The 14,720-nt window shown below is 73.7% G+C and carries 14 protein-coding genes and 1 pseudogene; 2 read left to right on the top strand and 13 right to left on the bottom strand.

Annotated features, from left to right (window positions below; all coding sequences use genetic code 11):
- The 9 genes and pseudogenes from IE249_RS37820 to IE249_RS19175 all read right to left on the bottom strand — a co-directional run.
- Window positions 1-247, bottom strand: a pseudogene (locus IE249_RS37820) (SRPBCC family protein); the annotation flags it as partial.
- A complete protein-coding gene (locus tag IE249_RS19210) occupies window positions 244-963 on the bottom strand; it encodes a DNA primase (protein ID WP_189706106.1) in 720 nt (239 codons plus the stop codon). The pseudogene IE249_RS37820 and the gene IE249_RS19210, both read right to left, overlap by 4 nt.
- Window positions 960-1,223, bottom strand: coding sequence for a gas vesicle protein GvpG (locus IE249_RS19205; protein ID WP_189706104.1), 264 nt, complete (start codon window positions 1,221-1,223; stop codon window positions 960-962). The genes IE249_RS19210 and IE249_RS19205 overlap by 4 nt, the downstream gene beginning before the upstream one ends.
- 4 nt (window positions 1,224-1,227) lie before the next feature.
- On the bottom strand, window positions 1,228-1,998 hold the full coding sequence (locus IE249_RS19200; protein WP_189706102.1) for a GvpL/GvpF family gas vesicle protein: 771 nt from the start codon (window positions 1,996-1,998) through the stop codon (window positions 1,228-1,230).
- On the bottom strand, window positions 1,995-2,426 hold the full coding sequence (locus IE249_RS19195; RefSeq protein ID WP_189706100.1) for a gas vesicle structural protein GvpA: 432 nt from the start codon (window positions 2,424-2,426) through the stop codon (window positions 1,995-1,997). The genes IE249_RS19200 and IE249_RS19195 overlap by 4 nt, the downstream gene beginning before the upstream one ends.
- A gap of 94 nt (window positions 2,427-2,520) precedes the next feature.
- Window positions 2,521-2,892: a gas vesicle protein GvpO gene (locus IE249_RS19190; protein WP_189706445.1), complete on the bottom strand. Its 372-nt coding sequence runs from the start codon at window positions 2,890-2,892 to the stop codon at window positions 2,521-2,523.
- Window positions 2,893-2,997: 105 nt separating this feature from the next.
- The gene (gene ligD, locus IE249_RS19185) at window positions 2,998-3,936 is read right to left on the bottom strand and encodes a non-homologous end-joining DNA ligase (protein ID WP_229858824.1); all 939 of its coding nucleotides are present in this window, start codon (window positions 3,934-3,936) and stop codon (window positions 2,998-3,000) included.
- Window positions 3,933-5,780, bottom strand: coding sequence for a transketolase (locus tag IE249_RS19180; protein ID WP_189706098.1), 1,848 nt, complete (start codon window positions 5,778-5,780; stop codon window positions 3,933-3,935). The genes ligD and IE249_RS19180 overlap by 4 nt, the downstream gene beginning before the upstream one ends.
- Before the next feature lie 27 nt (window positions 5,781-5,807).
- Window positions 5,808-7,430: an NAD(P)/FAD-dependent oxidoreductase gene (locus tag IE249_RS19175; RefSeq protein WP_229858822.1), complete on the bottom strand. Its 1,623-nt coding sequence runs from the start codon at window positions 7,428-7,430 to the stop codon at window positions 5,808-5,810.
- Window positions 7,431-7,648: 218 nt separating this feature from the next.
- Here IE249_RS19175 and IE249_RS19170 point away from each other — a divergent pair, with 218 nt between their 5' ends.
- Complete coding sequence (locus IE249_RS19170) at window positions 7,649-8,599, top strand: LLM class F420-dependent oxidoreductase (RefSeq protein ID WP_189706096.1); 951 nt, start codon at window positions 7,649-7,651, stop codon at window positions 8,597-8,599.
- A gap of 69 nt (window positions 8,600-8,668) precedes the next feature.
- Here IE249_RS19170 and IE249_RS19165 read toward each other — a convergent pair whose 3' ends face one another.
- Window positions 8,669-9,136 carry a phage holin family protein gene (locus tag IE249_RS19165; protein ID WP_189706094.1) on the bottom strand — a complete coding sequence of 156 codons (468 nt, stop codon included), beginning with the start codon at window positions 9,134-9,136 and terminating at the stop codon, window positions 8,669-8,671.
- A gap of 91 nt (window positions 9,137-9,227) precedes the next feature.
- Complete coding sequence (locus IE249_RS19160; protein ID WP_189706091.1) at window positions 9,228-11,222, bottom strand: DUF5107 domain-containing protein; 1,995 nt, start codon at window positions 11,220-11,222, stop codon at window positions 9,228-9,230.
- A 169-nt stretch (window positions 11,223-11,391) separates the two neighbouring features.
- Between IE249_RS19160 and IE249_RS19155 the strand changes: the two genes are divergently transcribed.
- Complete coding sequence (locus IE249_RS19155; protein ID WP_189706089.1) at window positions 11,392-11,739, top strand: DUF6204 family protein; 348 nt, start codon at window positions 11,392-11,394, stop codon at window positions 11,737-11,739.
- Window positions 11,740-11,781: 42 nt separating this feature from the next.
- On the opposite strand, the gene IE249_RS19150 is transcribed toward IE249_RS19155, so the two are convergent.
- A complete protein-coding gene (locus IE249_RS19150; RefSeq protein ID WP_189706087.1) occupies window positions 11,782-12,705 on the bottom strand; it encodes a S66 peptidase family protein in 924 nt (307 codons plus the stop codon).
- Entirely contained in the window at window positions 12,702-14,672 is a 1,971-nt protein-coding gene (locus tag IE249_RS19145) for a prolyl oligopeptidase family serine peptidase (protein ID WP_373304417.1), read from the bottom strand. Before IE249_RS19145 ends, IE249_RS19150 begins: the two co-directional genes overlap by 4 nt.
- Between the last annotated feature and the right edge of the window lie 48 nt (window positions 14,673-14,720).

Raw genomic sequence — 14,720 nt, 5'->3', positions numbered from 1 at the left:
GGGCGAGCTTGGCGAATCCGGGGCTGTTGCCCTCGGCGATGTCGTTGAGCTTGCCGGTGGTCTCGCCGAGCTTGCGGCCGAAGCCGGCCAGCAGCCGTTCCGCCTGGGCGGAGAGGTACTCCTGCACCTCCGCCTTCAGCCGGTCGGCGGCCTCGCTGTGGGCCAGCCCGGTGAGCGGGTTGTCCTTCGCCGCCCCGCCCGCGGCCTTGCCGGCGGCGGACGTCGCGGATCCGAGAGTCTCGGTCATCGGTCACCGCCACCCTTCGCCGGCCGGGACCGGGCGGCGCGGGAGGCGCCCCCGGACGCGGCCGTCTTCTTCGCGGCCGTCCTGCCCGCGGCCGCGGTGTTCTTGGCCGCCGTCTTCTTGGCGGGAGCCTTCTTCGCGGGGGGCTTCTTCGCCGCCTGCTTGGCCGGGGCCTTCTTGGCGGCCTTCTTGGCCGCGGCCCGGGCGGGTGCCTCCCTCTTCTCCCCGTCCCGGTCGTCCCGGTCATCCGGGCCGTCCCGGTCCTCGGGGGCTTCCTCGTCGGCCTCGCGGCCCTCGCGGTCGTCGTAGTCGTCGTCGTACTCGTCCTCGGCGGGGCCCTCGTCGGCATCCCCGCGGCCTTCGCGGGACTCGTCGTTCCCGTCGTCCCCGCTCTCCGGGACCACGCCGGCGAGCTGGTCGCGGACCTGCGCGGTCCGGCCGTGCAGCCGGTCGGCGAGCGCGCTCATCTGGCGTTCCACCATCGCGCCCGAGGCCGCCTTGCCCACGCCCCTGAGGTCCTGGCGCAGCTGATCCCCGATCTCCTTGAACTGCGGGTTGTCCTTGAGCTGCTGGTTCACCAGATCCGCGATCATGCGCGGACTCAGGTTCATCTTCTTGCCCGCGACAAGACTGCCCACGGCGAAGGCGAGTTTCGCCTTCTTCGTGCGTCCCAGCAGGTATCCGGCCCCTACCGCGAGGCCCAGTCCCACTCGATTCATCGTGCCGTCCCCTCACCCGTCCCCGCGCCGCCGCGCAGGCCGATCTCCAGCCGGTCCAGCAGTTCGTCCTCCTGGCGGTCGAACTCCTCCTCGGTGATCTCGCCCGCCTCCAACCGCCCCTCCAGCTGAGCCAGTTCGGCCCGGACGGTGGCCGGGTCGTAGTAGATGCGCTCCGCTTCGCGCAGCACCTGTCTGATCGCCCAGGCGCTGCCGCGCGCCGGAGCGAACGGCAGCAGCAGCACCTCCGAGATCAGTCCCATGACCTCACTCCGCTCCCGCGTCGGCTCCCGCCGCGGTACCCGCCGGCTCGGCCGGGCCGGGCTCGACGAAGCTGTAGGGCGGCAGCGGCCCGTTGACGCGCAGTTCCAGGTGGGGCAGGTCCTTGCGGGCCTGCTCGACCGCGGCCAGGAACTCCTCCGCCGATCCCCGGTCGACCAGGAAGGAGGTGTTGACGAGCCACCCGGTGGATTCCGGGCCGGCGCTGACCGCGGCGGCCGCGGGCTCCAGAGCGCGCACCACCTCGGCGGCGTCCCCGGCCTCCCGGGCCTGCACGGCGGCGGCGACCATCTCGCCGAGCCGGATCTTGTCGTCGTAACTACCGCCGCCCGAGCGGCGGTTGGACTCGGCCTGGGCCCGGATGTCGGGGTTCTCTGCCATCACCCGGTGCAGCACCGCCTCCTCGACGTGGCTGCCCTTGACGTTGTACTCGACCTTGCCGTCCAGAGCCCGCAGACGCTCGGTGTAGTGCTCGGCGCGCTCGGTGAGCACACCGCCGACGGCGTCGTCGTCGGGCGCGACGCTGCCGAACCGCATGGGCAGCACGCAGCCGCCCGCGCCGGTCTCGCTCAGCACGTTCTGGTGGGCGAGCAGGTCCTTGCGCTTGGGACGCAGGCCCTCGGGCGCGTCGCTGACCACTGCGGCCAGCTCCCCCGCCTTCAGGATGCGCACCGGCCGCGGCGGATCGCCGACACCGCCCATGCCGTCCGGCAGGGAAGGGTGCGAGGCGGCGGTGATCCCGTAGACGTAGGTGCTCACTCCTGCTCCTCCTTCCTGCGTGCCGACGTGGTCCTGCGCGCCCGCGGCCGGGACTCGGACTCGTCCGAGCTCTCGGAGCGGGCCTGCTTGAAGGCGTCGGAAACGGTCTGGGCGGCACCGGAGAGCGCACCCTTGGACTTGCCGCGCGCGCCGGACTCGGTTACCTCACCGACGATGTCGGGCAGGCCCGGGCTCTTGTGCGGCCCGGACTCGAGGTCCAGCCGGTTGCACGCTTCGGCGAAGCGCAGATACGTGTCCACGCTGGCGACGACGACACGCACGTCGATCTTCAGGATCTCGATGCCTACCAGGGAAACCCTCACGAACGCGTCGATCACCAGCCCCCTGTCGAGGACGAGTTCCAGTACGTCGTAGAGGCCGCTGCTGCCGCCTCCGCCGCCGGACGTCTGTGCCGGGACTACGGTCATGCTTGCCCTGCCTCCTTGTTGTCTCAGTGGTTGTCTCGGTCGATGTCTCGGTCGATCTCTCTGCCTGTCGCGCCGCGCGTCGGATGCGGGCGGCCTAGCGGCCGCCGTGCCGTTGCGCGTCGGAGCGTCCGCGTTCGTAGCGGCGCAGCCGCCGGTATCCGGCGAGCTGACCCTCGTCGTCGAGTTCGACCTCGTAGCTCGCCATCAGGCTCATCGTGTCGGGCACGCGGGCGAGTTCGAGCACCTCGATCTCCAGGGACCAGCCGTCGTCCGTCTGCTCGAACGACGTGACCGACTCCGGGGTCAGGTTGGTCAGCTCGGCGAACTGGGCGCGCGCCTCGCGCAGTACCTGCATCGGCCTGGGCCGGCGCGCCGTCGCGCGGTTGTCGTCTTCGGTACGTGACTCCTGAGATTCCTGTGGCTCTTGTGAATCCTGCGACTCTGATGTGTTTTTTGTATTCGCCATGGCCACCTCTTCTCTCCGTGTGGCCGCAGGTTCCATGGCCAAACCTGTACGGGCACGGGCGTGCCCGTGGACACGCCGTTCCACCTGCGCACGGCGCTGCTTGTATCAGCCACGCAGCGCGTCGAGGCGGCGCCGTGCCGGTCCCAGGGCGCGGCCCCGGCGCGGAATCCCGTCCCACGGACCGGTGCGCGCGTGCTCGACGGCGTCGGCGATGGTCCACCGCCGGGCGTCGAGGTCCGGGTCGTCGAGCTGGTCCCATGCGACGGGTGCGGCCACGGGTGCGCCGGGGCGGGCCCGGACGGTGTAGGGGGCGACCGCGGTCTGGGCGTAGCCGTTGCGCTGCACGTCCAGATAGAGGCGGCCGCCGCGGTCCTTCTTGCGGGCGGCGGTGGTGAACCGGTCCGGGTGCGCGGCGGCGAGCACGTCGGCGACGTCACGGGCGAAGGCGCGCACCTCGTCGACGTCCTGGCGCCCGTCGAGGGGCACGACGAGGTGCAGGCCGCGCGAGCCCGTCGTCATCAGGGCGGAGGGCAGCCTCAGCTCGTCCAGCAGCTCGCGCAGACGCCGGGCCGCCTCGCGCACCGGCTCGAAGTCCACGAGGTCGTCGTCGGGCGGGTCGAGGTCGAACACCATGCGGTCCGGGCAGCGGATCCGGCCGGCGCGGGACAGCCAGCGGTGCAGGGTCACACACGCCTGGTCGGCGAGGTACACGAGGGTGGCGGTGTCGTCGCACACCGTGTGCGTGACCGTGCCGCCCTCCTTGGGGACCTCGGCGCGGGTGATCCAGTCCGGGTAGGCGTCGGGCGTGTTCTTCTGCATGAACACCGGGCCCTCCGGGCCGTCCGGATGCCGTTCCAGCATCAGCGGCCGACCGCGCAGATGCGGCAGCATGTACGGGGCGACCGCCCGGTGGTAGTCGGCGAGGTCGCCCTTGGTGTACCCCGTCGCGTCGTCCTCCTCGGCCCCCGCCAGCAGGACCTTCTCCGGCCGGTGCACCGGGACCGTGCGCCGGCCGGCTCGCACCGCGCGCGGCGCACGGCTCACCGCACCACCGCCTCCTCGACCAGCAGCCGCGCGGAGGCCGCGATCGACTCGGCGTCGATGCCCGCCGCGTGCAGCTGCTCCGCGGGCGAGGCCGAGCCCGGCATCGTGTCGACGGCGAGGCGGACCAGGCGCGGTACCGGGCGGCCGTCCAGGAACGCGTCGAGCACGGCGTCGCCGAGACCGCCCTCCTCCCGGTGGTCCTCGACGGTGAGCAGGCAGCCGGTCTCCTCGGCGGCCCGCCGCAGCGTCTCGCGGTCCACCGGCTTGACGGAGTACAGGTCGATCACGCGGACGGCGATGTCCTCCCGGGCGAGCGCGTCGGCGGCGGCCAGCGCCTCGTGCAGGGTGACGCCGGCGGCGACGATCGTCAGGCGGTCGGCGCCGGAGGAGCGCAGCACCTTGCTGCCGCCCACCGGGAACTCCTCGTCCGGCCCGTAGAGCACCGGGCTCTCCCCGCGCGAGGTGCGCAGATAGCGGATGCCGTCGAGGCCGGCCATCCGCGCGACGAGCTTCGCGGTCTGGTTGGCGTCGCTCGGGTACAGCACGGTCGAGCCGTGGATCGCCCGCATCATCGACAGGTCCTCCAGCCCCATCTGGCTGGGCCCGTCCTGGCCGATCGAGACGCCCGCGTGGGAGCCGTTGAGGTTGATGCCAGAGCCGCTCACCGAAGCCATGCGCACGAAGTCGTGGGCGCGGGTGAGGAAGGCCGCGAAGGTGGACGCGTAGGGCACCCAGCCCCGACGGGCCATGCCGACCGCGGTCGCGACCATCTGCTGCTCGGCGATGTAGCACTCGAAGTAGCGCTCGGGGTGCTCCTTGGCGAAGTACTCCGCGCGCGTGGAGTCGCCCACCTCGCCGTCCAGGGCCACCACGTCGCCGCGCGCGGTGCCGAGCGCGGCGAGGGCCTCCCCGTAGGCGTCGCGGGTGGCGACCTCCTCACCCTTGTCCCAGCGGGGCAGCTCCAGGCCGCCGTCGCCGACGGGGCGGCGCGAGCGGGTGGCGGGCGGCGCGTGGACGCGCACGCGCAGGTCGCGGATCCCGCCGAGTTCCTCGATCGCCTCGTCGGCGTCCTTCACCGGCTTGCCGTGCAGTCCCTCGCGGTCCTCGGTGGCGTGGACGCCCTTGCCCTTGAGGGTGCGGGCGATGATCGCGGTGGGCTGGCCCCTGGTGGAGATCGCCTCACCGTAGGCGCGGTCGACGGCGTCCACGTCGTGGCCGTCGATCTCGACCGTGTGCCAGTCGAAGGCGCGGAAGCGGCGCGCGTAGGCGTCCAGGTCGTGGCCGTGCCGGGTGGGGCCGCGCTGGCCCAGCCGGTTGACGTCCACGATCACGGTCAGGTTGTCCAGGTGCTCGTACCCGGCGTGCTCGGCGGCCTCCCAGATCGAGCCCTCGGCCATCTCGCTGTCCCCGCACAGCACCCACACCCGGTAGTCGGCGTGGTCGAGCCGCTTGCCGGCCAGCGCTATGCCGACGCCGATGGGCAGCCCCTGGCCGAGCGAGCCGGTGGCCGTCTCCACCCACGGCAGCCGCTGCGGGGTGGGGTGTCCCTCCAGCCGGCTGCCCAGCTTGCGGAAGGTGAGCAGCTCCTCGTCGTCGATGGCCCCGGCCGCCTTGTAGGCGGAGTACAGCAGGGGCGAGGCGTGTCCCTTGGACAGGACGAAGCGGTCGTTGCCGGGGTGCTCGGGGTGGTCGAAGTCGTAGCGAAGGTGGTGGGCCAGCAGTACGGCCATCAGGTCCGCGGCGGACATGGAGGACGTCGGGTGCCCGGAGCCCGCCGCTGCGGCGGCCCGCACGCTGTCCACGCGCAACTGCTGCCCGAGGTCGACGAGTTCGGCGGTGTCCATGAGTCTCCTTCGGTCTCCTGCGTCGGATCAGTCGTCACGTTCGACGGGGCCGGGGGCGGGGTGGTGGGGGTGCCTGCGCTTGTCACGCCCGGAGCGCGCGGGCGCCCCGGACCGGCTCTTGGCCCGCTCACGGCCCGGCTGCTTCTTGGCCCGCTCGGGGCCGGGCTGGTTCTTGGCGGGTTCGCCGCCCGGCTGGTTCTTGGCGGGTTCGCCGCCCGGCTGGTTCTTGGCGGGTTCGCCACCCGGCTGGTTCTTGGCGGGTTCGCCACCCGGCTGGTTCTTGGCGGGTTCGCCACCCGGCCGGCTCTCGGTGCCGGTGGATTGGTTCGCGGATGCCTGGCCCGGGCCGCCCGGTACGCGGGCCAGCTCCGGGGAGGACGACTCCAGCGGCACCGACCAGGACCGTACGAGACCCAACTGCACGGACTGGCGCGGCAGTACGGCGTCCAGCAGCCAGTCCGCGGCCACCCGGACCCGGTTGCCGGGCATCGCCGCCAGGTGGTAGCCGCGGGTCACCGCGCCGGCCGCCGGGCCGGACAGCGGGATGCCGAGCGGGTTGGCGGCGGCCTGCGCACCGCCGAGGTCCACCACGAAGCCGAGGTCGCGGTGGCGGTAGGGGCGCCGCTCGCCCACGCCCAGCGAGGCGGCGACGTTGACCGCGGCGACCTTCCCGTGCCGCCAGGCGTGCTGCGCGGTCATCGGCGTGAACTTGCCCGGGTTGTTCAGGTCGGGCACGGCCGCCGCGTCACCGCAGGCGAACACCTCCGGCCGCCCCGGCACCTGGAGATACGGGTCGACGACCAGCCGCCCCCGCTCCAGGGGTTGACCCGTGCTCTCCACCAGCGGATCGGGCCGTACCCCCACGCACCACACCAGCGTGCGGCTGGGCACGAACTCGCCGTCCGTCAGCAGTACCCCGTCGTGCTTGGCCTCCTTGACGGAGGTGCCCATGCGCACGTCCACGCCGCGCTCGCGCAGCACCCGGTCGGCGGTGGCCGAGAGCCGTTCGTCCATCTCGGGCAGCACCCGGGGTGCGATGTCCAGCAGCATCCAGCGCGGGCTCATGCCCTGCCGCAGCGGGTGCTTGCGCACCTGGGCGTCGGTGTACATCTTGCCGTGCGCGGCCACCTCGGTGCCGGTGTACCCGGCGCCCACCACCACGAAGGTGCAGCGGGCGGCGCAGGTGTCCCGGTCCTCGGCGGCGGCCGCGAGCTCCACCTGGCGGGTCACGTGGTCGCGCAGGTACAGCGCCTCGGGCAGTCCCCGGAAGCCGTGCGCGTGCTCGGCGACACCGGGGATCGGCAGCAGCTTGTTGACGCTGCCCACGGCCAGCACCAGCCGGTCGTAGGCGAGCGAGCCGCCGTTGCCCTCGGGGTCGGTGTAGTGCACGCTGCGGGCGTCCATGTCGACGCCGTGCGCCTCGCCGAGGACCAGCCGGACGTGGGGCAGGGTGCCGGAGAGGGAGACGGTGACCCGTCGGGGCTCCAGGATGCCGGCGGCCACCTGGGGCAGCAGCGGCAGGTACAGGAAGTAGTCGGTCGGGTTGAGCAGTGTGATGTCGGCCTTGCCCCGGGACATGCGGGACAGGGTCCGGGCCGTCCGGTAGCCGGCGAAGCCGGCACCGACGATCACGATGCGGGGTCGACTCACGGTTCGCCTCCGGCGCGGTCGCGCAGCTCGTGCGGCTGCTGCAGCTGGTACAGCTCGTGCGGAACCTCCCGCGTCCCCCTGGCCCGGGCGTCCAAACGTGCGCGGGGGGTGCTGGCCCGGATTCCGGCGGGGCGGGGCTCTCGTCGCGGTTTCCGGCGGTACGGGCGGGAAACCCGGTGGGGCGTTCCACCCCGACCACGTCATGGAGGCACACCCCCATGCCCGAGTACGGCTACTTCCTCTCGTGCGAGCAGTACGGGCCCGCCGAGCTGATCGAGCAGGCACGGATGGCCGAGCAGGCCGGCTTCCAGGCACTGTGGATCTCCGACCACTACCACCCCTGGAACGACGCGCAGGGGCAGAGCCCGTTCGTGTGGTCCGTGATCGGCGCGCTGTCCGAGGCGGTGTCCCTGCCCATCGAGACCGCCGTGACCTGCCCGACCGTGCGGATGCACCCGGCCGTCGTGGCGCAGGCCGCGGCCACCAGCGCGGTGATGACCGGCGGCCGCTTCCGGCTCGGCGTCGGCAGCGGCGAGGCGCTCAACGAGCACATCCTGGGCGATCACTGGCCGCCCGCGCACGTCCGCCTGGAGATGCTGGAGGAGGCGATCCAGGTGATGCGGCGGCTGTTCACCGGCGAGGAGGTCAGCCACCACGGCACCCACTACACGGTGGAGAACGCGCGGCTCTACACGGTGCCGGACGAGCCGGTGCCGATCGACGTCTCCGGCTTCGGTCCGGCCGCGACCCAGCTGGCCTCCCGGGTCGCCGACGGCTACATCACGGTGATGCCGGACGCGGCGATGGTGGAGCAGTACCGCAAGGGCGGGGGCGGCGGGAAGCTGGTCAGCGGCGGCACGAAGGTCTGCTACGGCGCCGACAAGGACGAGTGCGTGCGCACCGTCCACCGGCTGTGGGCCAACGAGCAGTTGCCCGGCGAGCTGGGTCAGGTCCTGCCCTCGCCGAAACACTTCGAGCAGGCGCAGCAGCTGGTCACCGAGGACATGGTGCGCGAGAACCGGGTGTGCGGGGACGACGTCGACGAACACGTCGCGGAGCTCAAGGGGTTCGCGGACGCGGGCTTCGACCGGATCTACGTCAACCAGATCGGCCCGGACCACCGAGGCTTCTTCGACTTCTACCGCACGAAGGTGCTGCCGCAGATGTGAGCGGACGCGGACGGGGCCTCACCCGCTTTCCGCGGGTGAGGCCCCGTCACGTCTCCGTGAACGTCTCCGTCAGTCGGTGCCGCCGACCGGTCCGGCCGGAGGGGCGGGCGGGACCGGCGGCACGGGCGGGTACGCGGTGCCACCGCGGGCGTGGCCGTGGCCGGTCGCGAGGCCGTCGGCGTGCCCGGGCGAGGGCCGGGGCGCCGACGCCGAGTGATCGGAGGGGGCCGAGTGATCCGAGTGGGCCGACGGCCGGGCCGCGGCCCGCAGCGCGTAGGCCACCGCGCCCAGGATCGCCGCGGTGATCAGCGCGGCGGCCCAGCCGGGCAGCCCGATGGCGAGGGCCAGTCCCACGGCGAGCGCGACGGCCGCGCCCGCGTACAGCGCGGCCGCGCCGGATCCGGCGTACAGCATGGCCGTGCGGCGCTGTCGGCGCGTCTGCTCACGCAGCTCGTCGCGCACCGTCTCACGGGCCACCTGCGCCAGTTCGTCGACCAGTTGCCTGTCCAGGTGTTCCAGATGATCCAAGCGCTCCATGCGAAGCGGGTACCCGCACAGGCGGACGTGTAACGGGGCGTCAGCCACGCCGGCCCGGTCCGCGTACCCGGTACGGGCCCTCCCGGTCCGCTCAGGACGAGGGCGGGCGCATCCGGAACTCGTAGCGCTCGGGCAGCTCACCGCCTTCGGCCCGCTCCCAGACCTGGCCGATCCGCTCGTCGCCCTCGCGCAGGTCGGCGACCTCGAAGCCCTCGTCGAAGATGGCCCGTGCCCGCTCGGGCCGCCCCTCGGCGAGCAGCAACTCGGCCTCGAGCAGCCGGAACCGGCCCCGCGCCCGGGTCTCCGGGTGCACCCGCTCCCACACCGTGCGCGCCCGCTCGGGCCGGCGCACCTTGAGAAGTGCCTCGATGACCTCGCGGCCGAGCGCGGCGGTGGCCGCCGTCCACTGCTCGCCGTCCCGCCGCTCCTGGCACAGGTCGTCGAAGGCCTCCGCGTACCGGTCGGCGGCCCGCTCGTGGTGGCCGGCCTCCTGGTCCGCGACGGCCAGGCAGCGCAGCAACGGCCAGAGCGACGGGGCGAGTTCGAGCGCCCTTTCCCAGCTGCGCACGGCCTGCGCGCGGTCGCCGGCCCGCCACTGGGCGATGCCCAGGTGGTACTCGGTGAGCGGGGTGGCGGGCGCCGTCTCCAGCATGTCCCGCCAGTGCGGCGCCACGAGGCTCTCCCCGGGCGGCCGGACCCGGCGCGGCTCGGGGAACGAGCCGGAGCGCAGCAGCTCCCGCCAGGGCTCCTGCGCCTCGCCGATGGTGGACTCGGCGAAGGGCGTGCCGGGCAGTTTCCAGTCGCCGCGCAGCACTTCGAGGGCGCCCCAGCCTGATCCGGTGTGCAGGATCTCGCCGGGTTCGGCGTCGGCGTGCGGCCTCCAGGCGGCGTAGGCGGCGTCGACGTCGGCGCGGGGCAGGGCGGCGTCGAGGTGGGCCTCGGTCCGCGCGACGGCGCTGTCCCACTCTCCGCCCGGCGGCGGTGCGTCCAGCGGGCCGTACGCCTCCAGCCAGGCCACCTCGGTGCCCGCGGCCAGCGGTACGTGCTCGAGCTGGGTGCGGGCGAGGCCGGCCTGGATCTCGCAGTAGCCGCCGGTGCCCGGTTCGGTGAGCCACTCCTGCCAGCGCCGGCCGCCGGGACCCGAGCCCCAGACGAACAGCTTGCGTCCGCGCAGCACGTCGGTGGATGTCTGCACCAGGCCGTGGCCGTGCTCGTCGAGCGCGGCGATCCAGCGGCGCCGCCCCTCGGGCACCTCGTAGAAGTAGTCGGCGGGATGGACGCTGTTGAGGGGGTACGTCCGGTCCACGCCGTCGTACGAGGGGACCGGCACCCGGCGCAGCCGGCGCTCGTAGCCGATGGGGGCACCTCCCACGCCGTCAAGGCAGTGGGGGAGCCAGGCCTCGTCGGCGGGTGCGAGGACCCGGCGCTCCTCGGGCACGGCGGTGTTCGACCACCAGTAGGTGGGCGTCTCCCGCTCGTGCGGGTTGCGGATGCGGACTCCGACGTAGAGGAAGTCGGAGCCCTCCGGCAGCCACAGGTCGACCTGGAAGGGCAGGTCGCGCAGCCGCTCCCACTCCCACAGGCGCAGCATCTGCCCGCCGTCCGGGGCGGGGACGCGGGCTGCGTGCAGCGGGGAGCAGGAGAGGGTGGTGTGGCCGGTGGCGCCTATGTTCCACTCGATGCCGCCGGAGTACCAGGCTCCGTTGAGGGCGAAGTTGGCGGGCTGGAGCACCGGGTTGCGGTAGAGGAGTTCGCGTCCGGTGGGCTTGTGGACGAGGGAGGCGACACGGCCGCCGAGTCCGGGCAGCACGGTGGCGCGCAGCCGGTCGTTCTCCAGGACGAGGGCGTCGACGGGGCGGGGTTCGCGGTCCCTGCCGTAGCCGTCGCGGACGCGCACGGGCAGCAGGCTGTGCAACGGCGCGTAGCCGACCTGCCGCGCCATGTCGCGGGGAAGGCCGTCCCTGTCACGGTCCTCGATGCGGTGCATCTCGTCGAGCGGGCGCAGGGCGGGCAGGGGGTTGTCGGGGCCCAACTGTGCGGCGGGCAGCGTCAGTACCTCACGTCGGATCGTCGTCACGATGACCATGGAACCCGGTCGGGGGTGAGCCGGCCAGGGGCGGGACCGGTCAGGATTGCGCAAAGGCGGCGTTCGGGACCCGGCGGAAATTCCGTGGGCGGTGCGGCGCGGGGGCCGTAGAGTCGGCCCCCGCGCGACGTGTACCGATGTGTAGCAGTGCCGGGGAGTACGGAAGCCGATGAGCGAGCAGCACACCTACCGGGTGATCGTCAGGGGAACCTGGGACGGACTGACCGAGGAGGCGCGGGCTGGGCTGCTCGCGGAGGCGGACGGCCACGGGCTGACGAGCATGCGGTTCACCGAGGAGGGCTCGCTGACCTACGAGTCCTCGCCGCTGAAGCACTTCTCGATGCGCTTCGTGGTGGTGTGCGACGCCGAGGACGGCGAGGAGATGGCGGCGGCGATCGCCGAGGACCGCGCCGAGACGTCCTTGCGCGGCCTCGGCTACGGCTTCGGCCCGCTGAAGTCGACCGTCACGGACCTCGACACAATGAAGATCAACTTCAAGCCGGCGTCCCGGCGCTGATCGCGCACCCCTCGGCTCTCGCCAAGTGCCGTGGCCTCGCGGTCAGCGCAGGGCCGGCTCGTCGAGGGTCAGCCTGCCGGCGTCGGCGTCCAGCTCGGCGGCGACGCCGAAGGGTATCGTCACCGCGCCCTCGCAGTGGCCGAACCCGAACTCCTCGGCGACCGGGACACCGAGTCCGCCGAGCCGGTCGGCGAGCAGCGCGCGCACCGCGCCGGGGGTGTCGCAGGCCTGCCACGAGCCGAGCAGCACCCCACGCACCCCGTCCAGCCAGCCGGCGCGCAGGAGCTGGGTGAGATACCGGTCCAGCCGGTAGGTCTCCTCGCCCACGTCCTCCAGGCAGAGCAGGCCGCCCTGGGCCGAGGGCCGCGCGTGCGGGGCGCCCAGCTCGGCGGCGAGCAGCGCCAGGCAGCCGCCGAGCGTGATCCCCCGCGCCCGGCCGGGGACCAGGGCGGTGCCGCCGGAGGCGATCGTACGGACCGTCTCGGGCGCGAACAGGGTCGCTCTGAGGTGGTCCTGGGCTCGTGCGTTCTTCACGAAGTCGATGCCGGCCGCCATCGGCCCGTGCAGCGTGACCAGGCCGAGGCGGGCGGCGAACGCCTCGTGCAGCGCGGTGATGTCGCTGAAGCCCACGAACACCTTCGGTCCCGCCGCCCGCATCGCGTCCCAGTCGAGCAGGTCGGCCATGCGCTGCGCGCCGTACCCGCCCCTGGCGCACAGCACCGCGTCCACCGACGGGTCGCACCAGGCGCTCTGCAGATCGGCGGCGCGGTCGGCGTCCGTGCCGGCCAGATAGGCGAACGTGCCGTGCCGGTCCAGCACGTGCGGGGCGACCACCGGGTCCAGGTCCCAGCCGCGCAGCACGTCGAGTCCGGCCTGCAGCCGCTCCTCGGGCACCGGCCCGCTGGGCGCGACCACGGCCACGCGCGCGCCGGGGGCGAGCCGGCCGGGGCGCCGGAGTTCCTTCACGTGACGAGCTCCAGGGTCGGGATTCCGGCCGGGGCCAGGCCGAACACCTGAGCGTACAGCGACAGCTCGGACTCCAGTACACGCACCATGGTCTCCGCCCGTCGGAAGCCGTGCCCCTCGCCCTCGAAGGCGAGGTACGCGTGCGGCACCCCACGCCCGGTCATCCGGGCCAGGAACCGCTCGCACTGGGCCGGCGGGCAGATCACGTCGTCCAGGCCCTGGAGCAGCAGGAAGGGCGCGGTGATCCGGTCGGCGTGCTCGGCGGGCGAGCGCTCCGCGTACCGCTCGGGCACCTCGGCGAGGGGTCCGACCAGGGTCTCCAGATACCGGGACTCGAAGTCGTGGGTCTCCCCCGAGCCCCAGCCGGTCAGGTCGAGGATCGGGTAGAGGATGGTGCCGCAGGCGTAGACGTCGGTGGCGGTCAGGGAGGCGGCCGCGGTCCAGCCGCCCGCGCTGCCGCCCCTGATGGCGAGCCTGGCGCGGTCGGCGGTGCCCTCGTCGGCCAGGGCGAGGGCGACGGCCGCGCAGTCCTCCACGTCGACCACGCCCCACCGCTCGCGCAGCCGGTCGCGGTACTCCCGGCCGTACCCGGTGGAGCCGCCGTAGTCGACCTCGGCCACCCCGATGCCCCGGGAGGTGAAGTAGGCGATCTCCAGGTCCAGCACCAGCGGGGCCCTGCTGGTGGGCCCGCCGTGCGCCCACACCACGTACGGCGGCAGCTCACCCTCGGGCGCCACGCAGCCGGGGTTGCGGGGCGGGTGGACGTGGGCGTGGATCTCGCGGCCGTCCGGTCCGGTGAAGGTACGGATCAGCGGCTCCGGGTAGTACGCCGGGTCGACCGCGTCCTCGTGAGCGGCGCCGATCACGCGGGTCCGGCCGGTGCGGGTGTCCAGCTCGACCACCTCGTGGGCGCTGTGCGGGCCCGCGCCCACCGCGACCACCCGCTCGCCGCGCACGGCGAGGGTGGCGTCGAACTCTGTCCAGGGGCCGGCCGCGTCGACGACTTCGCCGGTCTCCGGGTCGAGCACACCGAGTGCGGCGGCGCCCCGGCCGTGCAGCACGGCCACCGTCCCGTCGTCCAGCGGCGCGAACCAGCGCTGGCCCAGCTTCCACAGCGGTCCGCCGAACTCCTCCTCGCGCGGGCACAGCGGCTCGCCGTCGCGGTGGAGGTTCCACCAGCCGCCGCGGTCGCTCACGTACAGCAGCGAGCCGCCCGGGGCCCACTCCGCCTGGGCGATCGACTCCTCGGGGCCGCCCGCCACGACCTCGGGCGCGGACAGGGCCCCGTCCTCGCCCACTTGGGCCAGCAGCAGCTCCGTGCCGTCCCACGGCATGCGCGGGTGGTCCCAGGCGAGCCACACCGCGCTGCGCCCGTCGGGCGAGAGCCGGGGACCGGTCACGAACCGGTGGCGGTCGTCGGTGAGTTCGCGCACCGCACCGCGGTCGGCCGCCGCCGAGCCGTCCAGGGGTACGGCGGCCAGGACGCGCCGTACGTCGCCGGGCCCCTCGCCGGTGAACTCCTCCAGCACGCACCAGACCTCGCCCGGGCCGTCCGCGTCGCCCCGGCCGGGCAGCACCTGAGGGTCCGCCCAGCGCAGCCCGCCGCCCACGGCGGAGACGGGTGTCAGCGGGAGCGGCTCGCCGCCGGGCTGCCACCGGTAGAGCCTCTGGTCGGCGAAGTTCACGAAGACCAGCAGGGGTTCGCCACCGCGCACGGCGCCCGCCCAGGGCCGACCGCCGTACTCGATGACGCGGCTGCGCACGTTCCACGGAGCCGGCAGGGGGAACTCCTCTGTGCCGTCGGTGCGCCGCCGCACCAGCGCCCGCCGGCCGCCCTCCGCCGGGCGGGGCTCGGTCCACCACACCTCGTCGCCGACGAAGCCCACGAACTCCGGCTTCCCGCCGTGCGCGGCGGCCAGCTCCGCGTCGACGGGCGAGGGCCACGAACCGTACGGCAGGATCCGCACCTCCGGCTTCACCGCCGGCTCCCCGACAGCCGTCTCCTCCACCGTCCC

This window comes from Streptomyces anandii JCM 4720, from assembly GCF_014650655.1.
Taxonomy (GTDB): domain Bacteria; phylum Actinomycetota; class Actinomycetes; order Streptomycetales; family Streptomycetaceae; genus Streptomyces; species Streptomyces anandii.
Note: the sequence above shows the minus strand (reverse complement) of the source record. Positions and strands in the feature narration are given on the sequence as shown.